Here is a 21974-nt window from a genome sequence, read left to right on the forward strand (position 1 = left end):
GCGGGAGCGTTTGCCGCCGATTGAGTTCTTTCCGGTCGTTCATGGCTTTTCTTCCGCATTCTCTGTGCAACCCGGGTAGATGGTGCAGACTCTTTCATCAACCATCCGGAACGTGCTGAAGTCAGTTTGATTGCCGTAACAAAATGCATGTTGATCCTCAAAGCCTTTCCCCATGCATCGCTTCCATCCGCCGGGTACTTTGACCCATGTATCGCCCATGTAAGGCTCCTCTTCCGCAGCTAACCTGATCTGCAGTTCTACGGTCTTCCCTGGTAGCTCAGTCAGCGTGTACGCCGTAAAAGGATGGCCTCGGCCAAGATTCCCCTGCGAATCCATCCTTTTGCAGGTCAGGATTTTGGTGATATAGCGTTTGGGACCAACAGTCCTAAACAGCCATTGGCACTCACCGAAAAACCTCCCCGCGCCGTCATCGTCGATACTCCCCCTATGCCGCTCCTGCAACGCCGGGCGCACGGCGAACGACGCATAGTCGTAGCTCGAGTAGGTGCGTTTCTGGTCTCTGCCAATGACGCCGATTATCTTGATTTCCACTCGATTCAGCGCAAGCGGGCAGCCACTCACGGTTCTGTAGAGTTCAATTTCGGAAGGGCTTTGGTACTTCATGTTGGTTTTATTGAACCCGACCTCAGTGCCTTTACCGCCCGGCACCGAGCATGTTTCGCCTTTGCCGGGTACGTAGGCTGCTGTCAGGTCATAAGTAAAATCCGGCGGAAAATCCGGAACAAACGTAAACGAGCTCGGTGTCTCCACAGCCGCACAACCCGCGATCAATCCCAGGCAACCACTCAGCATCAACCCGTATTTCAAATGCCTCATCTGCCAATGTCTCCCTGCCAACACAACGCTTCCTGATAGACCCGCTCAAAGTGCATTGCTGGATCTTCTCCGGGTTGGGGCAGCCATGTTTTGGGTGGTCGATAGTCCGGTAACTGCAAACAGCGAGTCAGCAGGAAATTCACTTGCTCCGGTTGTTGCCAGCCCCACAAGAGCGTCAGTTGCACCAAACCCCACAACCATTCATCGACGTCGCGTTGTTCGGCCAGCGTGGCCATGGCTTCGGTGTGTTCGCCGACCAGGTAACGCCGCGTGTTGTCGAACAGCACGTTGGCGTAGATCAGTTGCGGAGTTGGCGTCTGCAGCCACGGTGGGTCGATCGGCAGCGGATGGAGGCCGGGGTCCGGGTTGTCGGCGGTGTGCCATTGTTCGGTGTGCCAATAGCAGACGCTGGTGAACGGCCCGAGAAATGCTGCGTACTGCTCGGGTTGCAGATGCGCCAGCGCGCGTCCCAGCACCCGGTTGTCATGCACGCGGTACACCGCCAGATTCGGGCGTTCGCCGGTCACCACGCGCTCGCGCCAATGCGCAGTCAGTACATCCAGTTCGACGTGACGGGCACTGGCCAGCCAACCCCAATGCCGCTCGGGCGTAGCGAGCAATGTCTGGATGGCCGGATGCTGCACCGAGTCGAGGCGCAACAGCAGCGGCCCGGACGACCCCAGCGATTCGGCAGCGGTGCCGGTGTACAGCGGACGAAACTGCTCGGTGCCGAGGTCGCGAGTCAACGCCGCGTGCTCTGCGCCTTGGCCGGCGGTCTCGAGCATCAGATACAACTCGCATCCGCCACGGGTCTGGGCATGCAGCCATTGTTCGAGCGGGTTCATGCGACATCTCCCAACTCGCACTGGCCCGCCGCACAGGCTTCACACAGCGGGCAATAGTCGGCCGCTTGCTCGCGGGCACTGCTGATGATCGACAGTGGCGTGGCGCTGGCCGCAGGGGAAACGCCGGGCACCCCCTGCTGAGATTGCAGCGGTGCGAGACCGGCCAGCGGCGCACCGCCCTGGACGATGGGCACGCTGCTGAAAATCCCCCCGGCATTGATCACGATGTGATGACCGCCCGCCGAAAGTGTCAGGCTCATGCCTGCATCGATCACCACGTTGCTTGCGCTGACGTGTGCCTGCTGACCTGCCTGAATCACCAGAGCGCCGAAGGTCTGACTGCTGGTGCCGCTGACGGTCAGCAGATCATTGGCATTGATCAGGGTGCTGCGCACGCCTTGGTGGGTGCGGGTCTCCGTGCCTTCAATCAGGCTGGTGCTGTTGTTGCCGACATGCTCGAAGCGGTTGCGGTTGATCCGGCTGCGGCTGTCGTTGAGGATCAATTGCTCGAGATCGCGCTGGGCCCGCAGGTAGATGTTCTCCTGTCCGGCACGGTCCTCGATCGACAACTCGTTATACCCGCCATTGCGCGGATAACTCTGGCTGCGCAGCACCGTTCTGGTCTTGTTGGCCGGCAATGGATAAGCAACGCTGTTGACCTTGTTGGCAACGCAGCCGGTAATCAGCGGGTGGTCCGGGTTGCCGTCCTGAAAGCTCACCACGACTTCCATTCCGACCCGGGGGATGGTCACTGCGCCGAATCCCTCACCGGCCCAACTGGAGGCCACGCGTAACCAGCAACTGCTTTTCTCGCTGTTGCGTTCAGCACGATCCCACGGGAATTCGACGCGAACCCTGCCGTATTCGTCGCAGAAAATCTCTTCTTCGCAGGGCCCGGTAACTCGTGCGGTCTGACACACCAGCAAAGGTCTTGGCGCAGGCAGCGGTGGGCGGTAGAACACGTCTGCCGGAACGGCCCGGAAGGTGTTGCGATAACCTTGGCTGAAGCTGTCGGCCGGTTGCGCAGCGCTGACCAGGGATTCTTCCAGCACCTGCGGCTGCTTGCCTTCGTGGGTCAGATTCAGCAACAGCCATGACTGGTTGCAGTCAGTCCTCGGATGCTCGCGTATGTCGAACAGGTAACCGCTGCGCAGCGTCGCCTGATTGCTGTGGCCTTCAATCCATTGATAGTCGTTGCGGTGACGCTCCAGAGCCTGGCGCGCCAACTGCTTGCCGTGCCTCTCCGAATGCATCAGCAGTGGATAGCGATAGTCCTCGAGATCAGGCGTGTATTCAGCGGTGAAGCGACTCTCCAGCAGCAGGCTGGGGCGTTTCAGGTCGTAGTCACGACGCGTGACGGTGCTGGTGCGCGTGTTGAAGCCCATCGTCAGATGGTTGATCACCGCGCGTTCGGCGACCATGCCGCTGTCGGCCTTGAAGGATGTCGGCCCCAATTTGGACGCAAACACCGGGCTGTCGCTGAACACCAGCCAATGCCCTTCGGCGGAATGCTGATGGTGCCAGGCGATACCGTCTTCGGCGCATAGACGCTGGATAAACTGGAGGTCGCTTTCGCCATATTGAGTGCAGTACTCGCGGGTCTCGCTCGGCGTGACATCAAACGTAAACGCGTCGCTCAGGATGCCGTGGCGTTTCAGCACCTGAGCGATGATTTGCGGCACTGTCAGCCGCTGGAAAATCCGCTGGTCATGACTGAACTGCAGATAATGCAGCGCCGGGACCAGCCTCAACTCGTAGTGAGTCAGACGATTGCCCACGACACCCACCTGGACATCTTCGATGCGTCCGTGGATGCCCTCCCGGTCGAAGCCGAACTGCAGAAATGCCGGCTGAGCGAGCAGGCTCTCCAGATCGAAGTCTGTGCGCTCGCTGACCACTTCGATGTGTATGGAATACAGCTGACTGATGGCTTCGGTGCCGTCGAAAGCAAGCACCTTGAAATCGTGCTGGATGGCCGGGATGTGCAGCTCGAACCGCGGGCAATCGCCTGGATTGAACATAGGCTTGTCCTTAAGCAAAAGAGAGTCTTGCGCGGTGCTCGATCGTCCGTGATCGCCACGCGTCAGAAATTTGCCAAGGCACGCTAACGAAGAGGGAAATGAAATGATGTAAGAAGCATCTTTGACGCTTGTCGGAGACTTCCGGGTTGTAAAGGCGTGGATGAGTTGCAGGGTACGACTGTAGGAAGGCACTTACGTGTTATCGAATAAGCACGCTTGCACATTGTTTCTGGATTGTGAAAGTCATAAAAAATGAAAATGATATCAGATTGATGGCACTTTATTTGTTGGCTGTGGTCACCCTCAAAGTGTTTAAAAAAAACTTAATCATTTCAGAAGCGTCCTACTTCTATTTTTTTCAAGAGTTGTCATGCTTGCCGCCGCGTATCGAGAGCTGCGCTTGGCGAAACGTTCAAGGTCCGGTTCTGACGGCTCTAGGTCGAGGGTTTGCCGGGGGCGCGGAAAAAGCGGCAATGAAAAGCGGGCATCAGGGATTCCCTTGCAACATATAAGGCAATCTCCTACAGAGCCCAATGAACACTTCGTCTTGTTGTTTAATCAGATGCTTGCTAGTGGCCATCATTGTGATTACGATGCGCCCACTTGAAAGAGCACATCTCAATTGGATGAGTCGCTGAACTGCTCTTCGATACTGTCCCGCGTGGCTGACACTCTATTCGCCCGCACGACTGTAATCCTTAATAAAGGCCACGGATGTCCTACTCAAGCAAACTTTCCGCCCATTACCTCGAACTCGCAAAAGTCTCTGTTTCAAAAGAGAATTTCGCGGGCGAAGACGTTCGTTTTTCGAGCGAATTCGAGGCGCTGGAAAGCGAGCTGGCCAAAGCCTCGTCGATGCACGAAAGCGGGCAGATCGACTGGCTGAAAATCCGTGAAAACAGCGAAAACCTGCTGCGTACCCAATCCAAGGATTTGCGTGTCGGCGCCTGGCTGACCTGGTCGTTGTACCAGCGCGAATCCTTCCCCGGGCTGCTCGCCGGCCTCGGTCTGCTGCACCATTTGTCGGAAAACAACTGGGCCGACGTTCACCCGCTCAAACCGCGCACCCGTGCCGCCGCGATTGGCTGGCTGGTGCCGCGTCTCGAGCAGGTCATTACCGAAAACATTGCGATCAAAGAGCAGTTGCCGATGTTCCGGCAGCTCTCCGAGCACCTGGCCGGTCTCGAAGCCGCCTGCACTGAACATCTGGGCGATGACGCGCCGTTGCTGCTGCCGATCTCCCGTCGTCTGAAAACCATGATCCAGCGCGCTGCCGACAATCAGCCGGCCCCTGGCGTGGTCGGCGCGGCGGTGGCGCAGGTCAAGCAGGCGGCGACCCAGCTACTCACTCCCGGCGCGCCGATCGACAACGAGCGCGATGCGCACAAAGCCCTGCGTGCCCAGCAGGAAAGCGCCCGGCCGTTGTGCGCCTGGTGGCTGAAACAAAAAGCCACCGACCTGCGCGCCCTGCGCCTCAACCGCACCTTGCTGTGGATGACCATCGACGCGGTGCCCGAGCGCAACGCCGAGCAGATCACCGTGTTGCGCGGCCTGCCGCTGGAAAAACTCAAGCTCTATCAGGACCGTTTCGATCAGGGCAAATACGCCGACCTGCTGGTGGAACTGGAGGCGAGCCTGGCGAAGGCGCCGTTCTGGTTCGATGGCCAGAGGATGGTCTGGGAATGTCTCCAGAACCTCAACGCCGAATTGGCCATGCGCGAAGTGGAAATCCACTTCGCGCTTTTGGTTCAGCGCCTGCCCGGCATTGTCGAGTTGCGGTTCCATGACGGCGCGCCGTTCGCCGATCCGTCTACTCGAGCGTGGATCGCCGCCAATGTCATGCCGCACCTGCAGAGCGCCAGTGCGCCGCGCAAGGTCGAGAGCGAAAACGTCGAAACCCAGCCCGCCTGGGAGAAAGCACTCGAGGACGTCCTGCCACTGCTGCGCAAGGAAGGCTTGAAGCCGGCCGTGCAGACGCTCAAGCAGGGTCTGCAATCGGCCCACGGCGGGCGCGAACGGTTTTTCTGGCAGTTCGCCCTCGCGCGGCTGTGCTTCATGGCCAAGAAATATGAACTGGCCAAGAACCAGCTCGAAACCCTCGATCAGACATTACAGGACTCAGGCCTGCACGCCTGGGAGCCCGATCTTGCATTGGAAGTGCTGCACCTGCTGCACAGTTGCTGCGAGTTGTTGCCGCAGAACCATGCCGTACGTGAACGCAAGGAAGAGATTTATCGCAGGCTGTGCCACCTCGACCTCGAAGTGGTACTCGAATAGGCCCCAGGGCCACAACCGCAAGGAGAAAAGCCATGGCCAAAGAAGGCTCGGTAGCCCCCAAGGAACGCATCAACGTCACCTTCAAACCCGCCACCGGCGGTGCTCAGGAAGAGATTGAACTGCCGCTGAAACTGCTGGCAATCGGTGACTACACCCACCGCAAGGACGATCGCAAAATCGAAGATCGCAAGCCGATCAGCATCGACAAGATGACCTTCGATGAAGTGTTGGCCAAGCAAGAACTGGGTCTGACGCTGAGCGTGCCGAACCGTCTGCAGGAAGATGGCGAGGCCGACGAGCTGGCTGTGCAACTGCGCGTCAATTCGATGAAGGACTTCAACCCGGCCAGCCTGGTCGAGCAAGTGCCTGAGCTGAAAAAACTGATGGAACTGCGCGATGCGCTGGTGGCCCTCAAAGGCCCGCTGGGTAACGCGCCTGCGTTCCGTAAAGCGATCGAAGGCGTGCTCGCCGACGACGAATCCCGTGGTCGCGTACTCGGTGAGCTGGGCCTGAACGCCGCAGCCCCGGACGCCTGAGACTCTTGCCAAGGAAGCCAACACAATGAGCACTAGCGCAGCACAAGAGAAGAGCGCCGCCAGCGGCGAATACAGCATTCTCGACAGCATCATCGCCGAAACCCGTCTGACTCCGGACGACGAAGCCTATGACATCGCCAAGCGCGGCGTGTCGGCGTTCATCGAAGAACTGCTCAAGCCGCAGAACAACGGTGAACCGGTCAAGAAGGCCATGGTTGACCGCATGATCGCCGAGATCGATGCCAACCTCAGCCGTCAGATGGACGAGATCCTGCACCACCCGGATTTCCAGGCGCTGGAATCGTCGTGGCGTGGCCTGCAGTTGCTGGTCGACCGCACCAACTTCCGCGAAAACATCAAGATCGAAATCCTCAACGTCTCCAAAGAAGACCTGCTGGACGATTTCGAAGATTCGCCGGAAGTCATGCAGTCGGGCCTGTACAAGCACATCTACACCGCTGAATACGGCCAGTTCGGTGGTCAGCCGGTGGGCGCGATCATCGCCAACTACTACATGTCGCCAAGCTCGCCAGACGTCAAGCTGATGCAGTACGTGGCCAGCGTTTCGTGCATGTCCCACGCGCCGTTCATCGCTGCCGCCGGCCCGAAATTCTTCGGCCTGGAAAGCTTCACCGGCCTGCCAGATCTGAAAGATCTGAAAGACCACTTCGAAGGCCCGCAATTCGCCAAATGGCAGAGCTTCCGTACTTCGGAAGACTCCCGCTACGTTGGCCTGACCGTGCCGCGTTTCCTGCTGCGCAACCCGTACGATCCGGAAGAAAACCCGGTCAAATCGTTCGTCTACAAGGAAACCGTTGCCAACAGCCACGAGCACTACCTGTGGGGCAACACCGCGTACGCGTTCGGCACCAAACTGACCGACAGCTTCGCCAAATTCCGCTGGTGCCCGAACATCATCGGCCCGCAGAGCGGTGGCGCGGTTGAAGACCTGCCGTTGCACCACTTCGAAAGCATGGGCGAAATCGAAACCAAGATTCCTACCGAAGTATTGGTTTCCGACCGTCGTGAATACGAACTGGCCGAAGAAGGCTTCATTTCCCTGACCATGCGCAAAGGCTCCGACAACGCGGCGTTTTTCTCCGCCAGCTCGGTGCAGAAGCCGAAGTTCTTCGGCATCAGCGCAGAAGGCAAGGCGGCAGAGCTGAACTACAAGCTCGGCACCCAACTGCCGTACATGATGATCGTCAACCGCCTGGCTCACTATTTGAAAGTGCTGCAGCGCGAGCAACTCGGTTCGTGGAAAGAGCGTACCGACCTCGAGCTGGAACTGAACAAATGGATCCGTCAGTACGTCGCCGACCAGGAAAACCCGAGCGCCGAAGTGCGTGGCCGTCGTCCGCTGCGCGCTGCGCAAGTGATCGTCAGCGACGTTGAAGGCGAGCCGGGCTGGTATCGCGTGAGCTTGAACGTGCGTCCGCACTTCAAGTACATGGGTGCCGATTTCACCCTGTCGTTGGTTGGCAAGCTGGACAAAGAGTAAGAGCGACTCATGGACGGATACGGCAGCCTGTTCGAACGCCTCAACGGCGACGCACAACTACGCAATGGCAAGAGCCTTGAGGTTTCTGCCATGGCGTCGGTGGCTGCCCATCTGGCCAAAATGCTCAGCACCCGGGCCGGCAGCGTGCAAACGCTGGCCGACTACGGGTTGCCCGATCTCAATGACATGCGCCTGAGCCTGCACGACTCCCTGAGTCAGGCTCGCCTGGCCATCGAAAGCTTCATCGAAGCCTACGAACCGCGCTTGAGCAACGTGCGTGTCATTTCCCTGCCGCGTGACCACGATCAACTGCGCCTGGCCTTCAGCATTGAAGGCCTGCTGGAAGTTGAAGGGTTCAAGCGTCAGGTCAGTTTTTCCGCGCGCCTGGATGGCAGCGGTCAAGTCAAGGTCACCTAAGGAGATCCCCGATGTCTGGCAAACCCGCAGCACGCGTATCCGACCCCACCGCTTGCCCGCTCCCCGGCCACGGCACCAACCCGATCGCCGCCGGTTCCGGCGACGTGTTCTTCGACGGCCTCGCGGCCGCCCGCCAAGGCGATGCCTCGGCGTGTGGTGGTGCGATGTCCGGCGGCTTGGCGACCACTGTGCTGATCAACGGCAAGCCTGCTGCGACGGTTGATTCGGTGGGGACCCATGGCAACAAGGTCACGGCTGGGTCAGGCACGGTGATTATTGGCAATTCGCATTCGCCAGCGCCGTTTGTGCCGCCGTTGCCGGTGGAGATTCAGTGGCCGTTTACGGAGCACTTCGTTGTTACTGATCCCGAGACCGGCGCACCGGTAGCTAATCGTGGATACACCATCCGTACTGACTCAGGAAAAGAGGTTACGGGTGTAACGGACAGTGAAGGCAAAACCTCAGTGGTCGGCTCTTCCATTGCTGAAGGGGTCACTTTGCTTTTGGATTCTCAAGACTCGATAGCCATTTCCTGAGACTGATTTTTATGCCAGCTCCTATTAAAACTGCACTGACGCCCGCTGAAAATAAAGAAGGTCAAAGTGTTCAGGTCAAGGACTTTCAGATTTCTTCAATTCCACGGGTTATGGATAAGTTGGGGTGGACGGTATCTGCTCGTGTTATGCGGAGATGGTTTGCTGGCGAACCTTATGAATTGTCAAAGTCTGTCAAGCAGGGCGATCTTGCAGCGAGCACATTGAGTGCGGAAAAGCTCCTTACAGATATACCGTTTGATTGGTTGTTTTCAGGATCGAAACGAGTAAAGCCAAGAATTGATGAGTTCGTCGCGGCGCTTTCATCATCGTCCGAATTTAACAATAGCGTCGGTAGATTAAAGGGTTCTCTGGACGAACTCTCAAGAGGTCTGGTCGTATTAATGACTCGCCTTCAACGGCTCGGGTTGCTGGATGCTAAAGCAAGGAAGTTGAAAAGCGCTTATCTGGATTATAGTGATAAAACAGCGCTGGAGCTTGAGGAAATATCTCAGTTCAACTTGATTAGGTTCGGGGCCACAGACTGGGAGAAAGCTACCGATGCTCTGGATGATGTATACGGCGCGCTAGGAACTTTTGTTGTTAAGGTTGCAGCTACCAAATTTCGTACAGTTTCAAATGATAATGGCTTTCCAGCAATCGAGATTGAACAGATCGGGCTTTATGTCCGAGATACATACGATTTTCTCAATGCTGGGGATGATCAATTGCTGGGCTATTGGTCGGACGAGGGCGTTATTAGACCTGGACCAATTGATTACATCACCGAACCAAAGCTGATTGAAAAAGGTGGGGTCGAATATTATAAGGTGACGAACGGGAAATTTAATGAATATCGCAAGTTGCACTGCAAGGGTGGCGATTTCATGATCTATACAGCCGTTAAATTATATGATGTCTCATTTGTCATTCACCTTGGGCCAATCGATTTTGATGAGTATCTTTCTCGCTCAGGGTCGAAGTGATTATGAAGGCGTATTCGAAACTGTTGTTATTTTTATTTTTGGTGGGAGCACCCATTTTTGTTTGGCTGTATATAAAGCTGGGTGCTGCCGCAGCGGCAGAGGTTTATTCGACAAAATGGAATGAATCAAAAACGTGCTATATAAATTCATATATCCCCAGGTATTCGAGTTTTGGTGTTGCTGGAAAAGTGGTAAAGCTTTTTACAAGTGAAGCTTTTTTTCGGGTGTATAACAAAAAAGGCGAATTGCTAAGGTCATCTGAGTGGCTACTCTGGCAGAGTGAGTTCACAACGGATGAACGCTCACAGTGGGTCAATGGTCATGCAATCTACCCAACTTCATCAGGCTATGAAGGCTGGAATATTACAGCATGCGCACCGTTAGACGGCGGTGAGGAATAAATATGTACGGGGAATGGAAGAGACTCGATGTTCAATATTTGAGCTCAAAAGGTCGTCGATTACTCGTGGCTGCCCTGTGGTTTCCGCTGGTTGTTCTCTCGCTCATTGTGCTGATTGATCAATTGAATGAACCGCCTTCCGTTGCTCTGAATTTTGAAACCTTAGGAACGATTTTTGGAGTTCCGGCATACATCGCTTTTGCAATTCTGGAAATGCGGCTCATGCGGGATAAGCCTGAGCAGCGGGTGCTTAATCGAATTTGGCTTGGGCCGCTGTTGTTCATGCCTTTTTACGCCGTCAACTGGATGCTCTTTCGGTTAGCGGGAGGACTCAGCGGTCAGCCCATGAAGGGCGCGATGATGATCGAGTGGCTGGCATATGTTCCGACCTTGCTCATCTTCGGCTACATAGTGTCCGGACTGACAGTCGCGCTCTACAGGATATTTTTTTGATGCGTTCCACTACCAGGCAGGTACCCCGTGTCCTTTAACCACTACTACCAAAGCGAACTCACCGCACTGCGCCAGCTCGGTCGCCGTTTCGCCGAGCGTAGTCCGGCGCTGGCGCCGTATCTGGGGCAGGCCGGGCGGGATCCGGATGTGGAGCGGTTGCTCGAAGGCTTTGCATTCCTGACCGGGCGTTTGCGTCAGAAGCTCGATGACGAGTTGCCGGAGCTCAGCCATTCGCTGATGCAGCTGCTGTGGCCGAACTACATGCGCCCGCTGCCGGCGTTCAGCATTTTGCAGTTCGACCCGCTCAAGCGTTCCGGGCCGGCGCTGCTGGTTGAGCGCGATACGCCGATCGAGAGCAAGCCGATCGAAGACGTGCGCTGCCGTTTCCGCACCTGCTACCCGACCGAAGTGCTGCCGCTGGATCTGGCGGCGCTGAATTATTCGGTGAAGGGCGATGGCTCGCTGCTCAGTCTGCGCCTGGAGATGAGCGCTGACGGCCACCTCGGCGAGCTGGAACTGAGCAAATTGCGCCTGCACTTTGCCGGTGAGCGTTACATCAGCCAGATGTTGTACCTGAGTCTGCTGCGCAACCTCGACGGCATCGAACTGATCCCGCTCGACGGCGCCGGCAAGCCGATTGATGGCGTCAGCGGCAAACCGATGGCGTTCAAGATTCCCGGCGACCGCGTCAAACCGGTGGGCTTTGCCGAAGAAGAAGCGTTGATTCCGTATCCGCTGAACACCTTCCGTGGCTATCGCTACCTGCAGGAATACTTCGCCTTCCAGGACAAATTCCTCTTCGTCGACGTCAATGGCCTCGACATTCTCAAGGCGCTGCCGGAAGACACGCTCAAGCAGATGCGCGGCCTCGAATTGCGTTTCGATATTCGCAAGAGCGGCATCATGCGCATGCGTCCGACGCTGGATAACGTCAAGCTGTTCTGCACGCCGATTGCCAACCTGTTTGCCCACGATGCACTGCCAATCCGTCTCGACGGCAAACAGGACGAATACCTGCTGCTGCCGGCGGAATACGATCTGGAAAACTGCGGTGTGTTCTCGGTGGAAACCGTGACTGGCTGGAAGCCCGGCGGCCTCGGTTATCAGGAGTACGTGCCGTTCGAGTCCTTCGAGCACGACCCGAGTTTCGACGTCCCCAACAGCCGCCCGCATTACAGCATTCGCCAGCGTTCGTCCTTGCTGCACGACGGCCTCGACACCTACCTGAGCTTCGGCATCCGCCACACCGAAGCCCACGAAACCCTGTCGATCGAGCTGATGTGCACCAACCAGAACCTGCCGAAAAAGCTCAAGCTCGGCGACATCTGCATGGCTTGCGAAGAGACGCCGGAATTCCTGAGCTTCCGCAACATCACCCCGGCCACCCCGAGTTTTGCGCCGCCGCTGAACCGTGACTTCCTGTGGAAGCTGATCAGCAACATGTCGCTTAACTATCTGTCGCTGGCCGACGTCAATGCGTTGAAGGTGATTCTGGAAACCTACGACCTGCCGCGCTACTACGACCAGCACGCAGAAAAGGTCAGCAAACGCCTGCTCGGCGGCCTCAAGCACATCAAACATCACCACGTCGACCGCTTGCATCGCGGCCTGCCGGTGCGCGGCTTGCGCACCGAACTGACCATCGACCCGGAAGGCTATATCGGCGAAGGCGACCTGTTCGTCTTCGCTTCGGTTCTCAACGAGTTTTTCGCGCTTTACGCCAGTCTCAATTCATTCCATGAGCTGCGGGTAAAAAGCACACAGGGAGAGGTGTACCAATGGACACCACGTATGGGCCTGCAGCCCCTGCTCTAAGCGGGCTGACCAAGGTAATACGCGAGTACTCGCTGTTTCAGGCCGTGCTGCTGGTGATCGACCGGCTGCGCGAGGCACACCCGCACCTGAGCGAAGACGATCTGTACGATCAGGTCGAGTTTCAGGCCAACCCGAGCCTGGGCTTTCCGCGCAGCGACGTCGATCGCGTCGAGTTCTTCGAAGAGCACGGCAAGATGCGCGCGCGCATGCGCTTCAATCTGATCGGGCTGGTCGGCTCCGGTTCGCCGTTGCCGGCGTTCTACGGCGAGCAGGCCTTGGGCGACAGCGAGGACGGCAACCCGACACGCAATTTCCTCGACCTGTTCCACCATCGCCTGCAACGGCTGATGCTGCCGATCTGGCGCAAATACCGCTACCGCGCAAGCTTCCAGAGCGGCGCGGTCGATCCGTTCTCGGCGCAGCTGTTCGCGCTGATCGGTCTGGGCGGCGACGAGATCCGCAAGGCCAAGGAACTGAATTGGAAACGCCTGCTGCCGTACCTCGGCCTGCTCAGCCTGCGGGCGCACTCGGCGGCGCTGATCGAAGCCGTGCTGCGTTACTACTTCAAGCACGAAGACCTGGTCATCGAGCAGTGCATCGAGCGCCGCGTGGAAATTCTCGACGAGCAGCGCAATCGTTTGGGCCGCGCCAACAGCCTGCTCGGCGAAGACCTGGTGCTCGGCGAACACGTGCGCGACCGCAGCGGCAAATTCCGCATCCATATCACCGAACTCGACTGGCAGCGCTTCCACGAATTCCTGCCGATCGGTTTCGGTTACCAGCCGCTCTGCGCGCTGGTGCGGTTCACCCTGCGTGACCCGCTCGATTACGACATTCGCCTGGTCCTGCGCCAGGAAGAAATCCGCGAACTGCGCATCGGTGAGCAGAACGCCTGTCGCCTCGGCTGGACCAGCTGGCTGGGCCGCGAGAAAGCGGACGGCGTGGTGACCCTGGGCAGCAAAATTCATTAAGGACGTGAGCCATGATCAACGTAGACCTGCAACAACTCATCCAGGCGCTGGACGCCGATACCCGTCGTGATCTGGAACGTTCGGCCGAGCGTTGTGTGGCTCGGGGCGGTAGCAAGATTCTCGTCGAAGACCTGCTGCTGGGCCTGCTGGAGCGTCCGAACGGCTTGCTGTCGCGCGCCTTGCAGGATGCCGACGTCGATGCCGGTGAGCTGAGCGCCGCGCTGCAATCGCGGGTCGAGCACAGCGCTTCGCGCAACCCGGTGTTCGCCCCGGAACTGGTGCAATGGCTGCAAGACGCACTGCTGGTGGCCAACCTTGAACTGGGCCAGACCCAGGTCGAAGACGCCGCGCTGATTCTGGCTTTGCTGCGCAACCCGATGCGCTATGCCGGCAGCCGCTATCAGCCGCTGCTCGCCAAGTTGAACATCGATCGCCTGAAGGAATTTGCCCTGTCGCAACAGGAGCAACCGGCGGCCAATGGCAAACCGGCCGCGCAGGGCGAATCGCTGTTGCAGCGTTTCACGCACAACCTGACCCAGCAGGCCCGCGACGGCAAACTCGACCCGGTGCTGTGCCGTGACGGCGCGATCCGCCAGATGGTCGACATCCTCGCCCGCCGCCGCAAAAACAACCCGATCGTGGTCGGTGAGGCCGGTGTCGGTAAAACCGCCATCGTCGAAGGTCTGGCCTCGCGCATTGCCGCCGGGGAAGTGCCGCAGGTGCTCAAAGGCGTTGAATTGCTCTCGCTGGACATGGGCCTGTTGCAGGCCGGCGCCAGCGTCAAAGGTGAATTCGAACGTCGTTTGAAAGGCGTGATCGACGAAGTCAAAGCCTCGCCGAAACCGATCATTCTGTTCATCGACGAAGCCCACACGCTGATCGGCGCGGGCGGCAATGCCGGCGGCTCCGACGCGGCCAACCTGCTGAAACCGGCACTGGCCCGTGGCGAACTGCGCACCATCGCCGCGACCACCTGGGCCGAGTACAAGAAATACTTCGAGAAAGACCCGGCGCTGGCCCGTCGTTTCCAGCCCGTGCAACTGCACGAACCGACCGTCAGCGAAGCAGTGACCATTCTGCGTGGTCTGGCTCAGGTCTACGAGAAGAGCCACGGCATCTACCTGCGTGATGACGCGGTGGTTTCTGCGGCCGAATTGTCCGCGCGTTATCTGGCCGGTCGGCAACTGCCGGACAAAGCCGTCGACGTGCTCGACACCGCTTGCGCCCGCGTGCGCATCAGCCTCGCCGCCGCCCCGGAAAGGCTTGAGCGCCTGCGTGGCGAACTGGCTGAAGGTGGCCGTCAGTGTCAGGCCCTGCGTCGCGATGCCGAGGCCGGTCTGCTGATCGACCACGAAGCGCTGGAAGCACTGGAAGCGCGTCTGGACGAAGCCGAAAGTGAAATGGTCGCGCTGGAAACCCTGTGGACCGAGCAGAAAGCATTGGCCGAGCGCCTGCTGGAATTGCGTCAGCAACTGGCCAAGGCCCGCGAAGCCGCCGCAGTCGAGCCGACTGTCAGCGTTGAAGAAGACGCCGAAGGCACGGTCATCGAAACCGTGGTCGCCGAAGTCGAAGAAGGGCAAAGCGTCGAAGCGCTGGAAGCGCAGCTTCACGAAACCCACACGGCGTTGACTGCTGCGCAGGTCAAAGAGCGTCTGGTCAGCTTCGAAGTGTGCCCGCGTCTGGTTGCCGAAGTGATCAGCGCCTGGACCGGCGTGCCGCTGGCGCAACTGGCCCGCGAACACAACGCCAAGGTCGCCAGTTTCGCCACCGACCTGCGCACGCGCATTCGTGGCCAGGAACAAGCCGTGCACGCGCTGGATCGCTCGATGCGCGCCACTGCGGCCGGCCTGAACAAGCCTGACGCACCGGTCGGCGTGTTCCTGCTGGTCGGCCCGAGCGGCGTCGGCAAGACCGAAACCGCGCTGGCCCTGGCTGACCTGCTGTATGGCGGCGACCGTTTCATCACCACCATCAACATGTCGGAATTCCAGGAGAAGCACACCGTCTCGCGCCTGATCGGCGCGCCGCCGGGCTACGTCGGTTACGGCGAAGGCGGCATGCTCACCGAAGCCGTGCGGCAGAAACCGTATTCGGTGGTGCTGCTCGACGAAGTCGAAAAGGCTGACCCGGACGTGCTCAACCTGTTCTACCAGATCTTCGACAAAGGCGTGGCCAACGACGGCGAAGGTCGCGAGATCGACTTCCGCAACACGTTGATCCTGATGACCTCGAACCTCGGTAGCGACAAGATCAGCGACCTCTGCGAGAACGGCGCGCGGCCAACCGCCGAAGTCCTCGAAGAAACCATTCGCCCGGTGCTCAGCAAACACTTCAAACCGGCACTGCTGGCGCGGATGAAAGTGGTGCCGTACTACCCGGTCGGCGGCCCGGTGTTGCGCGAGCTGATCGAAATCAAACTCGGTCGCCTGGGCGAGCGCCTCAACCGTCGTCAGCTGGACTTCACCTGGTGCCAGAACCTCGTCGATCACCTGTCCGAGCGCTGCACGCAAAGCGAAAGCGGCGCGCGCCTGATCGACCATCTGCTCGACCAGCACGTGTTGCCGCTGGTGGCTGATCGTCTGCTCGATGCGATGGCCACGGGTGAAAGCCTCAAGCGCGTGCACGCCACGCTCGACGGCGACGCCAGCGTGACGTGCGAGTTCGCCTGAGGTGGGTGTGATGTTCACTCGAGTGCCGCAGCCACTGGTTTACGCCGAAGCGTTGCTGGCGCAGTTCGCCAGTCTGTCGCGGGCGGCGGACGGTGCTGCGCTGCTGGGTGACTTCGTGCGCGGGTTGGCCGAGCTGAGCGGTTGCGAACTGACGCAGCTGTACCTGCTCGACGCCACCCACACCTGCCTGGGGATGAACGCCGAATGCCTCGACGGGGCGCTGCAACCGCGCCAGGCGGCGAGCCTGCCGGCCGATTACAACGGTGAACAGCTGCTGCAGTTCGCCCTGTGCCAGAACCGCGTGGTATGCCTCGACGATTTGAGCGGCAGTTTGCACGAGACCAGTTTTCTACCGGCGACCTCAAGCGCCTGGCAATCGTTGCTGTGCGTACCGCTGGTCAACAGCCACAAAGCGGTCGAAGGCTTGTTGCTCTGCGCCAGCCGTCGTCGCACCGACTTGCAGGGCTTTGCCGATTCCCTCGGTCAGCTCGGTTCGTTCGTGCTCGGCCAGTTGCATTTGCTGCAACGCCTGCGTCAGCCATCGGCGGAATCGGCCACGGCGGTGCGCAGCGTACCGAGCATCAGCGGCTACGGCCTGATCGGCAAAAGCGCAGCGATGCGCCAGACCCATTCGCTGATCAGCAAAGTCCTGCACAGCCCGTACACCGTGTTGCTGCGCGGCGAAACCGGCACCGGCAAGGAAGTGGTTGCGCGGGCGATCCACGATTGTGGCCCGCGCCGGTCCCAGGCATTCATCGTGCAGAACTGCGCGGCGGTGCCGGAAAACCTGCTTGAAAGCGAGCTGTTCGGCTATCGCAAGGGCGCTTTCACCGGCGCCGATCGCGACCGCGCCGGTCTGTTCGATGCAGCCAATGGCGGCACGCTGCTGCTCGACGAGATCGGCGACATGCCGCTGTCGTTGCAGGCGAAGATTTTGCGTGTGTTGCAGGAGGGCGAGATTCGTCCGCTGGGTTCCAACGACACGCACAAGATTGACGTGCGCATCATCGCTGCGACGCACCGTGATCTGGCGGCGCTGGTCGGCGAAGGCAAATTCCGCGAGGACCTGTATTACCGCCTCGCGCAATTTCCGATCGAGTTGCCGGCCCTGCGTCAGCGCGAGGGCGACATCCTCGAACTGGCGCAACACTTCGCCGAAAAGACTTGTGCCTATCTGCAGCGCGATCCGGTGCGCTGGTCGAGCGCAGCGCTGGAGCACCTGTCGGGTTACACCTTCCCCGGCAACGTGCGCGAACTCAAAGCGCTGGTCGAACGTGCGGTGCTGTTGTGCGAAGGCGGCGAACTGCTCGCCGAGCATTTTGCCCTGCGCATGGAGCCGATCCTCGAAGACAACAGCCATCTGAATCTGCGCGAACGCCTGGAGCAGGTCGAGCGCACCTTGCTGCTTGATTGCCTGCGCAAGAACGACGGCAACCAGACCCTCGCCGCCCGCGAACTGGGGCTGCCACGGCGCACGCTGCTGTACCGGCTCGGCCGTCTGAACATCAATCTGGGGGATTTCGATGGCTAGGCAAAAACGCATCGAACTGACCCGAAAAACTCATTTCAGCGCCGCCCGCAAGGGTCGGCGCTTTGTGCTTTGTCTACACCTGGAGACCCTCTGATGTCTGTTCGTCACTGGCACGCTGTCCTGCTGACCCTCGTCGTTCTATGCGGCCTTGGCGGCTGTAGCGGCAATTACAAATTCAACGACAACGACTATCGCCCGTTGGGTGATCCGCAAGCGGTCAATCGCGGCAAGTGACCGCAAGGAGCATCAAACATGGAATTGGTTTTCGAAATGCTGAACACCAAGCAGTTCGTGCCCACCGAATTGTGCCAGCGGACTTTCAAACAGGCCGGTGGCGTGATCGGGCGGGGCGAGGACTGCGACTGGATCATCCCTGACCGCAAGCGTCACCTGTCCAATCACCACGCAATTGTCAGCTACCGCGACGGCACGTTCTTTCTGACCGACACCAGCAGCAACGGTGTCCAGGACGGCAGCAGCCACGCGCGCCTGCACAAGGGCGAGCCGGTGCGCATCGAGCACGGCAGCACCTACATTCTCGGCGACTTCGAGATTCGCGCGCGGCTGGTGCGCGACCCGGCGACCTTCGACGGCGAAGTCGGCCGTCCGCGTGCTGCTGGCAGCATCATTCCGGACGACGCGTTCCTCGACCTCGACCCGCTCAATGCGCTTGAACAGCAGGAGCGCGTCTACTCGGAAATCGACGAGCTGCTGGCGCCCACGGCCAAACCGGAAGATTCGCGTCAGCGTGCCGACTACGCGCGCATCGACATGGAAAGCCTGCTGGTCCCGGAGCTGATTGCCGCGCCGGTCGAACCCGAGCCCGCTCCGGCCCCCAAAGCCGTCGAGCGTCAGAGCGACGGATTCTGGGAGCATTTCGGCGCTGCGCTGGGTGTCGACGTCAAAGACCTCAGCCACGACGAACGCGAAGCCATGGCGATCAATGCGGCGCGCCTGCTGCGCCAGAGCATCGGCGGTTTGCAGCAGAGCCTGCGCACCCGCTCGGAGCTGAAAAACGAACTGCGTCTGGCCCAGACCACCGTGCAGGGCACCAACAAGAACCCGCTGAAATTCGCCGTTGACCCGAGCGAAGCGCTGGAGATTCTGTTGCAGCCGAGCAAACCCGGGCATCTGCCGGCCGAGCAGGCGATCTCCCGTGCGTTCCGTGATTTGCAGGCGCACCAGGTGGCCTTGCTCACCGCCAGCCGCGCCGCCGTGCGCGGCACGCTCGAGCACTTCTCGCCGGAGCAGTTGACCCTGCGTTTCGAGCGCGACAACAAGCCACTGATCGCCACGTCGGGCGGGCGCTGGAGAGCGTTCGGCCGTTATCACCAGGCGCTGCGTCAGGACGATGACTGGAGCGAGCGCTTGTTGGCCCGCGACTTTGCTCATGCCTACGAAGAACAGATCCGCCTGATTTCCACCCTTCACACCGACCACCAAGGATGATGCGCATGTCTCGCCGCTCGACCGCTTTTTTCCAGACGCTGACTGCGCTCACCCTGCTGGTGCTGCTCGCCGGTTGCTCGTCGCTGTCGCCGTACTCGAAAGTGACCAAGATCAACCTGAAGCTGACCGGCAGCGATCAGCTCAACCCGGACCTCAACGGGCGTCCGTCGCCGATCGTGGTGCGCCTGTTCGAACTCAAGCACCCGGTGACTTTTGAGAACGCTGATTTCTTCAGCCTCTACGAGCGCGCCAAGGAATCGCTCAATCCGGATCTGGTGGCCAGCGAAGAACTGGAGCTGCGCCCGGGTGAAACCGTAGAGATGAAGCTCAAGGTGGAGGAGGGCAGCCTTTATGTTGGCGTTCTCGCCGCTTACCGCGACTTGCCGGACACCCAATGGCGCCACACGGTTCAGATCACGCCGCTGGAAGTCACTGAAGTCGATCTGACGCTGGACCAGACCGGCATCCGCAACACCCATCAAGTGCTCGCCAAGGCGGATGACTGAACATGAATACCCATAAAGTCATTTGGCAGGAAGGCATGCTGCTGCGTCCGCAGCACTTCCAGCACAACGATCGCTATTACGATCACCAGATGAAAACCCGCACGCAATTGCTCGGTGGCTACACCTGGGGTTTTCTCAATCTGGAAATCGACCTGCAGTTCCTCAACATGGGCAAACTGGTCATCAGTGAAGCCTCGGGGATCCTGCCGGACGGCAGCCTGTTCGAACTCGGTGGCAACACCGAACCGTTGGCGCTGGACGTGCCGCCGAACACTGGCAATACGCCGATCTATCTGGCGCTGCCGCTGGTTACCGGCAACCACATCGAGGCCCGCCGCCCGGAGCAATCCGATGTGCTCGCGCGCTACACCGCGTACGACGCCGAAGTTGCCGACTCGAACGCCGGCGACGATTCGGCCAGCCAGGTCAGCTGCGGTCGCCCGGACTTCAAACTGTTGCTCGGCGAGCAGCAGAGCGATCAGGCCTACGTCAAGCTGAAGATCTGCGACGTGCTCGACACCACGCCCGACGGCGTGATCAGCCTCGATCCGGATTTCGTGCCGACCTACATTCAGGCCCACGCCTCCAGCTACTTGCTGTCGTGCCTGAAAGAAGTCATCAGCATGCTCAGCCACCGTGGCGACACCATCGCCGAGCGGATTCGCTCCAACGGCAAGGTCGGCGGCGCCGAGGTTGGCGACTTCATGATGCTGCAACTGATCAACCGCACCGAACTGCTGCTGCGCCACTATCTGGGGCTGGAGCAGGTGCACCCGGAAGAGTTGTACCGCACGCTGCTGACCATGCTCGGCGATCTGGCGACCTTCTCCGGCGAGAGCAAACGCCCGCGTCTGGACAGCCGCTATTCCCACGCCGATCAGGGCGCCAGCTTCCGCAAACTGATGGAAGCGATTCGTCAGGTGCTGTCGATGGTGCTTGAACAGCACGCCATCGAACTGATCCTGCAAGCGCGTCAGTACGGCATCATTGTTTCGCCGTTGCACGACCACAAACTGCTCGGCTCGGCCTCGTTCGTGCTGGCAGCCAGTGCCGACTGCGACTCCGAAGAACTGCGCCAGCGTCTGCCGGCGCACCTCAAGGTCGGCCCGGTGGAACGCATTCGCCAACTGGTCAACCTGCACCTGCCGGGCATCAAGGTCAAACCGTTGCCGGTGGCCCCGCGGCAGATCGCGTTCCACTCCAACAAAACCTATTTCATTCTCGAACTCAGTTCCGAAGACCTGGCACAACTGGAGCGCTCCGGCGGTTTCGCGTTCCACGTGTCCGGCGAATTCGCCAATCTTGAACTGAAATTCTGGGCCATCAGGAACTGACCGACATGATCAAGGAAACGGATTACAGCCAGGACGACAAAACCGTCCTGCTCGATCGCCAGGGCCACGGACCGGCGTCGAGTCCATTGACCGACTTCGCCGCGCCGCCGCGTTTCGAGCAACTGGAAGAACGCATGATCTACGCCGCGCGTTTGCGTCCGGCTGAAGCGTTCAACATCAGCCTCAACTCGCTGGTCGCGGCCTCCTCGGAACTGCTTTCGGAAGTGGTGCGCCTCAAGCACAGCGAAACCCGTGAGGACCTGTACGCGCTCAATGAGCGCCTGACCGCCGGGCTCAAGCTGTTCGAAGTGCGCGCCCTGCACAACGGCGCCGAAAGCAGCCAGGTGATGGCCGCGCGTTACGTGCTCTGCACCGTGGTCGACGAAGCCGTCGTGACCACACCGTGGGGCAACGAAAGCGAGTGGTCGCAGATGAGCTTGCTCAGCAGCTTCCACAACGAAACCTTCGGCGGTGAGAAGTTCTTCCAATTGCTCGATCGGCTGTCGAAAAACCCGGTCAAGCACCTGCCCATGCTCGAGCTGATGTACCTGTGCCTGTCCCTCGGTTTCGAGGGCAAGTACCGCGTGCAGGCACGCGGCATGCTCGAACTCGAAGGCATCCGCGACGCCTTGTACCGGCAGATTCGTCAGTTGCGTGGCGACGTGCCACGCGAGCTGTCGCCGCACTGGGAAGGCCTCAACGATCAGCGCCGCAACCTGGTGCGCATCGTGCCGGCGTGGATGGTGGTGCTGTTCACGCTGGTCTGCCTGGTGGTGATGTATTCGGGCTTCGCCTGGGTCTTGGGCGAGCAGCGCGACACCGTTCTGCAACCTTATCAGCCGCTTGATCCGGCCGCGGTGCAACCGCAGTCGCAGCCGTAAACAGGGACGTGT

General features: G+C 59.6%; 21 protein-coding genes. 18 read left to right on the forward strand and 3 right to left on the reverse strand.

All coding sequences use genetic code 11. From position 1 onward, the window contains the following. Positions 1-39: 39 nt before the first annotated feature. From J3P93_RS00715 to tssI, 3 genes are read right to left on the reverse strand one after another with little or no spacing between them, the layout of a single operon-like run. Positions 40-837: a hypothetical protein gene (locus J3P93_RS00715; RefSeq protein ID WP_434594265.1), complete on the reverse strand. Its 798-nt coding sequence runs from the start codon at positions 835-837 to the stop codon at positions 40-42. Continuing rightward, positions 834-1682: a DUF4123 domain-containing protein gene (locus J3P93_RS00720; protein WP_434594267.1), complete on the reverse strand. Its 849-nt coding sequence runs from the start codon at positions 1680-1682 to the stop codon at positions 834-836. Before J3P93_RS00720 ends, J3P93_RS00715 begins: the two co-directional genes overlap by 4 nt. Next, positions 1679-3703, reverse strand: a complete 2025-nt coding sequence (gene tssI / locus J3P93_RS00725; RefSeq protein WP_434594269.1) for a type VI secretion system tip protein TssI/VgrG — start codon at positions 3701-3703, stop codon at positions 1679-1681. The genes J3P93_RS00720 and tssI overlap by 4 nt, the downstream gene beginning before the upstream one ends. Positions 3704-3939: 236 nt before the next feature. Between tssI and J3P93_RS00730 the strand changes: the two genes are divergently transcribed. The 18 genes from J3P93_RS00730 to icmH all read left to right on the forward strand — a co-directional run bounded on the left by J3P93_RS00730 (position 3940) and on the right by icmH (position 21962). Continuing rightward, positions 3940-4215: a hypothetical protein gene (locus tag J3P93_RS00730; RefSeq protein WP_434594272.1), complete on the forward strand. Its 276-nt coding sequence runs from the start codon at positions 3940-3942 to the stop codon at positions 4213-4215. A gap of 202 nt (positions 4216-4417) precedes the next feature. Continuing rightward, entirely contained in the window at positions 4418-5980 is a 1563-nt protein-coding gene (gene tssA, locus J3P93_RS00735) for a type VI secretion system protein TssA (protein WP_336356523.1), read from the forward strand. A gap of 32 nt (positions 5981-6012) precedes the next feature. Then, entirely contained in the window at positions 6013-6516 is a 504-nt protein-coding gene (gene tssB, locus J3P93_RS00740; protein WP_003229587.1) for a type VI secretion system contractile sheath small subunit, read from the forward strand. A gap of 25 nt (positions 6517-6541) precedes the next feature. Further along, positions 6542-8017: a type VI secretion system contractile sheath large subunit gene (tssC, locus tag J3P93_RS00745; protein ID WP_434594276.1), complete on the forward strand. Its 1476-nt coding sequence runs from the start codon at positions 6542-6544 to the stop codon at positions 8015-8017. Between the two features lie 9 nt (positions 8018-8026). Continuing rightward, complete coding sequence (tssE, locus tag J3P93_RS00750; protein ID WP_090287609.1) at positions 8027-8434, forward strand: type VI secretion system baseplate subunit TssE; 408 nt, start codon at positions 8027-8029, stop codon at positions 8432-8434. Positions 8435-8445: 11 nt separating this feature from the next. Beyond that, positions 8446-8970, forward strand: a complete 525-nt coding sequence (locus tag J3P93_RS00755; protein ID WP_434594278.1) for a PAAR domain-containing protein — start codon at positions 8446-8448, stop codon at positions 8968-8970. Positions 8971-8981: 11 nt separating this feature from the next. After that, positions 8982-9953, forward strand: coding sequence for a DUF6402 family protein (locus J3P93_RS00760; RefSeq protein WP_434594280.1), 972 nt, complete (start codon positions 8982-8984; stop codon positions 9951-9953). Between the two features lie 2 nt (positions 9954-9955). Beyond that, the gene (locus J3P93_RS00765) at positions 9956-10354 is read left to right on the forward strand and encodes a hypothetical protein (protein ID WP_434594282.1); all 399 of its coding nucleotides are present in this window, start codon (positions 9956-9958) and stop codon (positions 10352-10354) included. A gap of 2 nt (positions 10355-10356) precedes the next feature. Next, positions 10357-10806: a hypothetical protein gene (locus tag J3P93_RS00770; protein WP_434594285.1), complete on the forward strand. Its 450-nt coding sequence runs from the start codon at positions 10357-10359 to the stop codon at positions 10804-10806. 27 nt (positions 10807-10833) lie between these two features. Then, on the forward strand, positions 10834-12621 hold the full coding sequence (gene tssF, locus J3P93_RS00775; RefSeq protein WP_093096845.1) for a type VI secretion system baseplate subunit TssF: 1788 nt from the start codon (positions 10834-10836) through the stop codon (positions 12619-12621). Continuing rightward, positions 12585-13592 carry a type VI secretion system baseplate subunit TssG gene (tssG, locus tag J3P93_RS00780; protein WP_090287595.1) on the forward strand — a complete coding sequence of 336 codons (1008 nt, stop codon included), beginning with the start codon at positions 12585-12587 and terminating at the stop codon, positions 13590-13592. Before tssF ends, tssG begins: the two co-directional genes overlap by 37 nt. An 11-nt stretch (positions 13593-13603) precedes the next feature. Continuing rightward, positions 13604-16261: a type VI secretion system ATPase TssH gene (gene tssH / locus J3P93_RS00785; RefSeq protein WP_434594287.1), complete on the forward strand. Its 2658-nt coding sequence runs from the start codon at positions 13604-13606 to the stop codon at positions 16259-16261. A gap of 10 nt (positions 16262-16271) precedes the next feature. After that, positions 16272-17792 (forward strand): sigma-54 interaction domain-containing protein, encoded by a 1521-nt coding sequence (locus J3P93_RS00790; RefSeq protein ID WP_394504595.1) that lies wholly within the window; start codon positions 16272-16274, stop codon positions 17790-17792. Positions 17793-17885: 93 nt separating this feature from the next. After that, positions 17886-18026, forward strand: a complete 141-nt coding sequence (locus tag J3P93_RS00795; RefSeq protein WP_003229566.1) for a hypothetical protein — start codon at positions 17886-17888, stop codon at positions 18024-18026. An 18-nt stretch (positions 18027-18044) separates the two neighbouring features. Continuing rightward, on the forward strand, positions 18045-19241 hold the full coding sequence (gene tagH / locus J3P93_RS00800; protein ID WP_434594291.1) for a type VI secretion system-associated FHA domain protein TagH: 1197 nt from the start codon (positions 18045-18047) through the stop codon (positions 19239-19241). Between the two features lie 5 nt (positions 19242-19246). Continuing rightward, positions 19247-19747, forward strand: coding sequence for a type VI secretion system lipoprotein TssJ (gene tssJ, locus J3P93_RS00805; protein WP_203420024.1), 501 nt, complete (start codon positions 19247-19249; stop codon positions 19745-19747). A 2-nt stretch (positions 19748-19749) separates the two neighbouring features. Next, a complete protein-coding gene (gene tssK, locus J3P93_RS00810) occupies positions 19750-21081 on the forward strand; it encodes a type VI secretion system baseplate subunit TssK (protein WP_090287582.1) in 1332 nt (443 codons plus the stop codon). 5 nt (positions 21082-21086) lie between these two features. Next, positions 21087-21962: a type IVB secretion system protein IcmH/DotU gene (icmH, locus tag J3P93_RS00815; RefSeq protein WP_090287580.1), complete on the forward strand. Its 876-nt coding sequence runs from the start codon at positions 21087-21089 to the stop codon at positions 21960-21962. Positions 21963-21974: the final 12 nt, after the last annotated feature.

This window comes from Pseudomonas sp. R3-57 (assembly GCF_051132065.1).
Lineage (GTDB): Bacteria > Pseudomonadota > Gammaproteobacteria > Pseudomonadales > Pseudomonadaceae > Aquipseudomonas.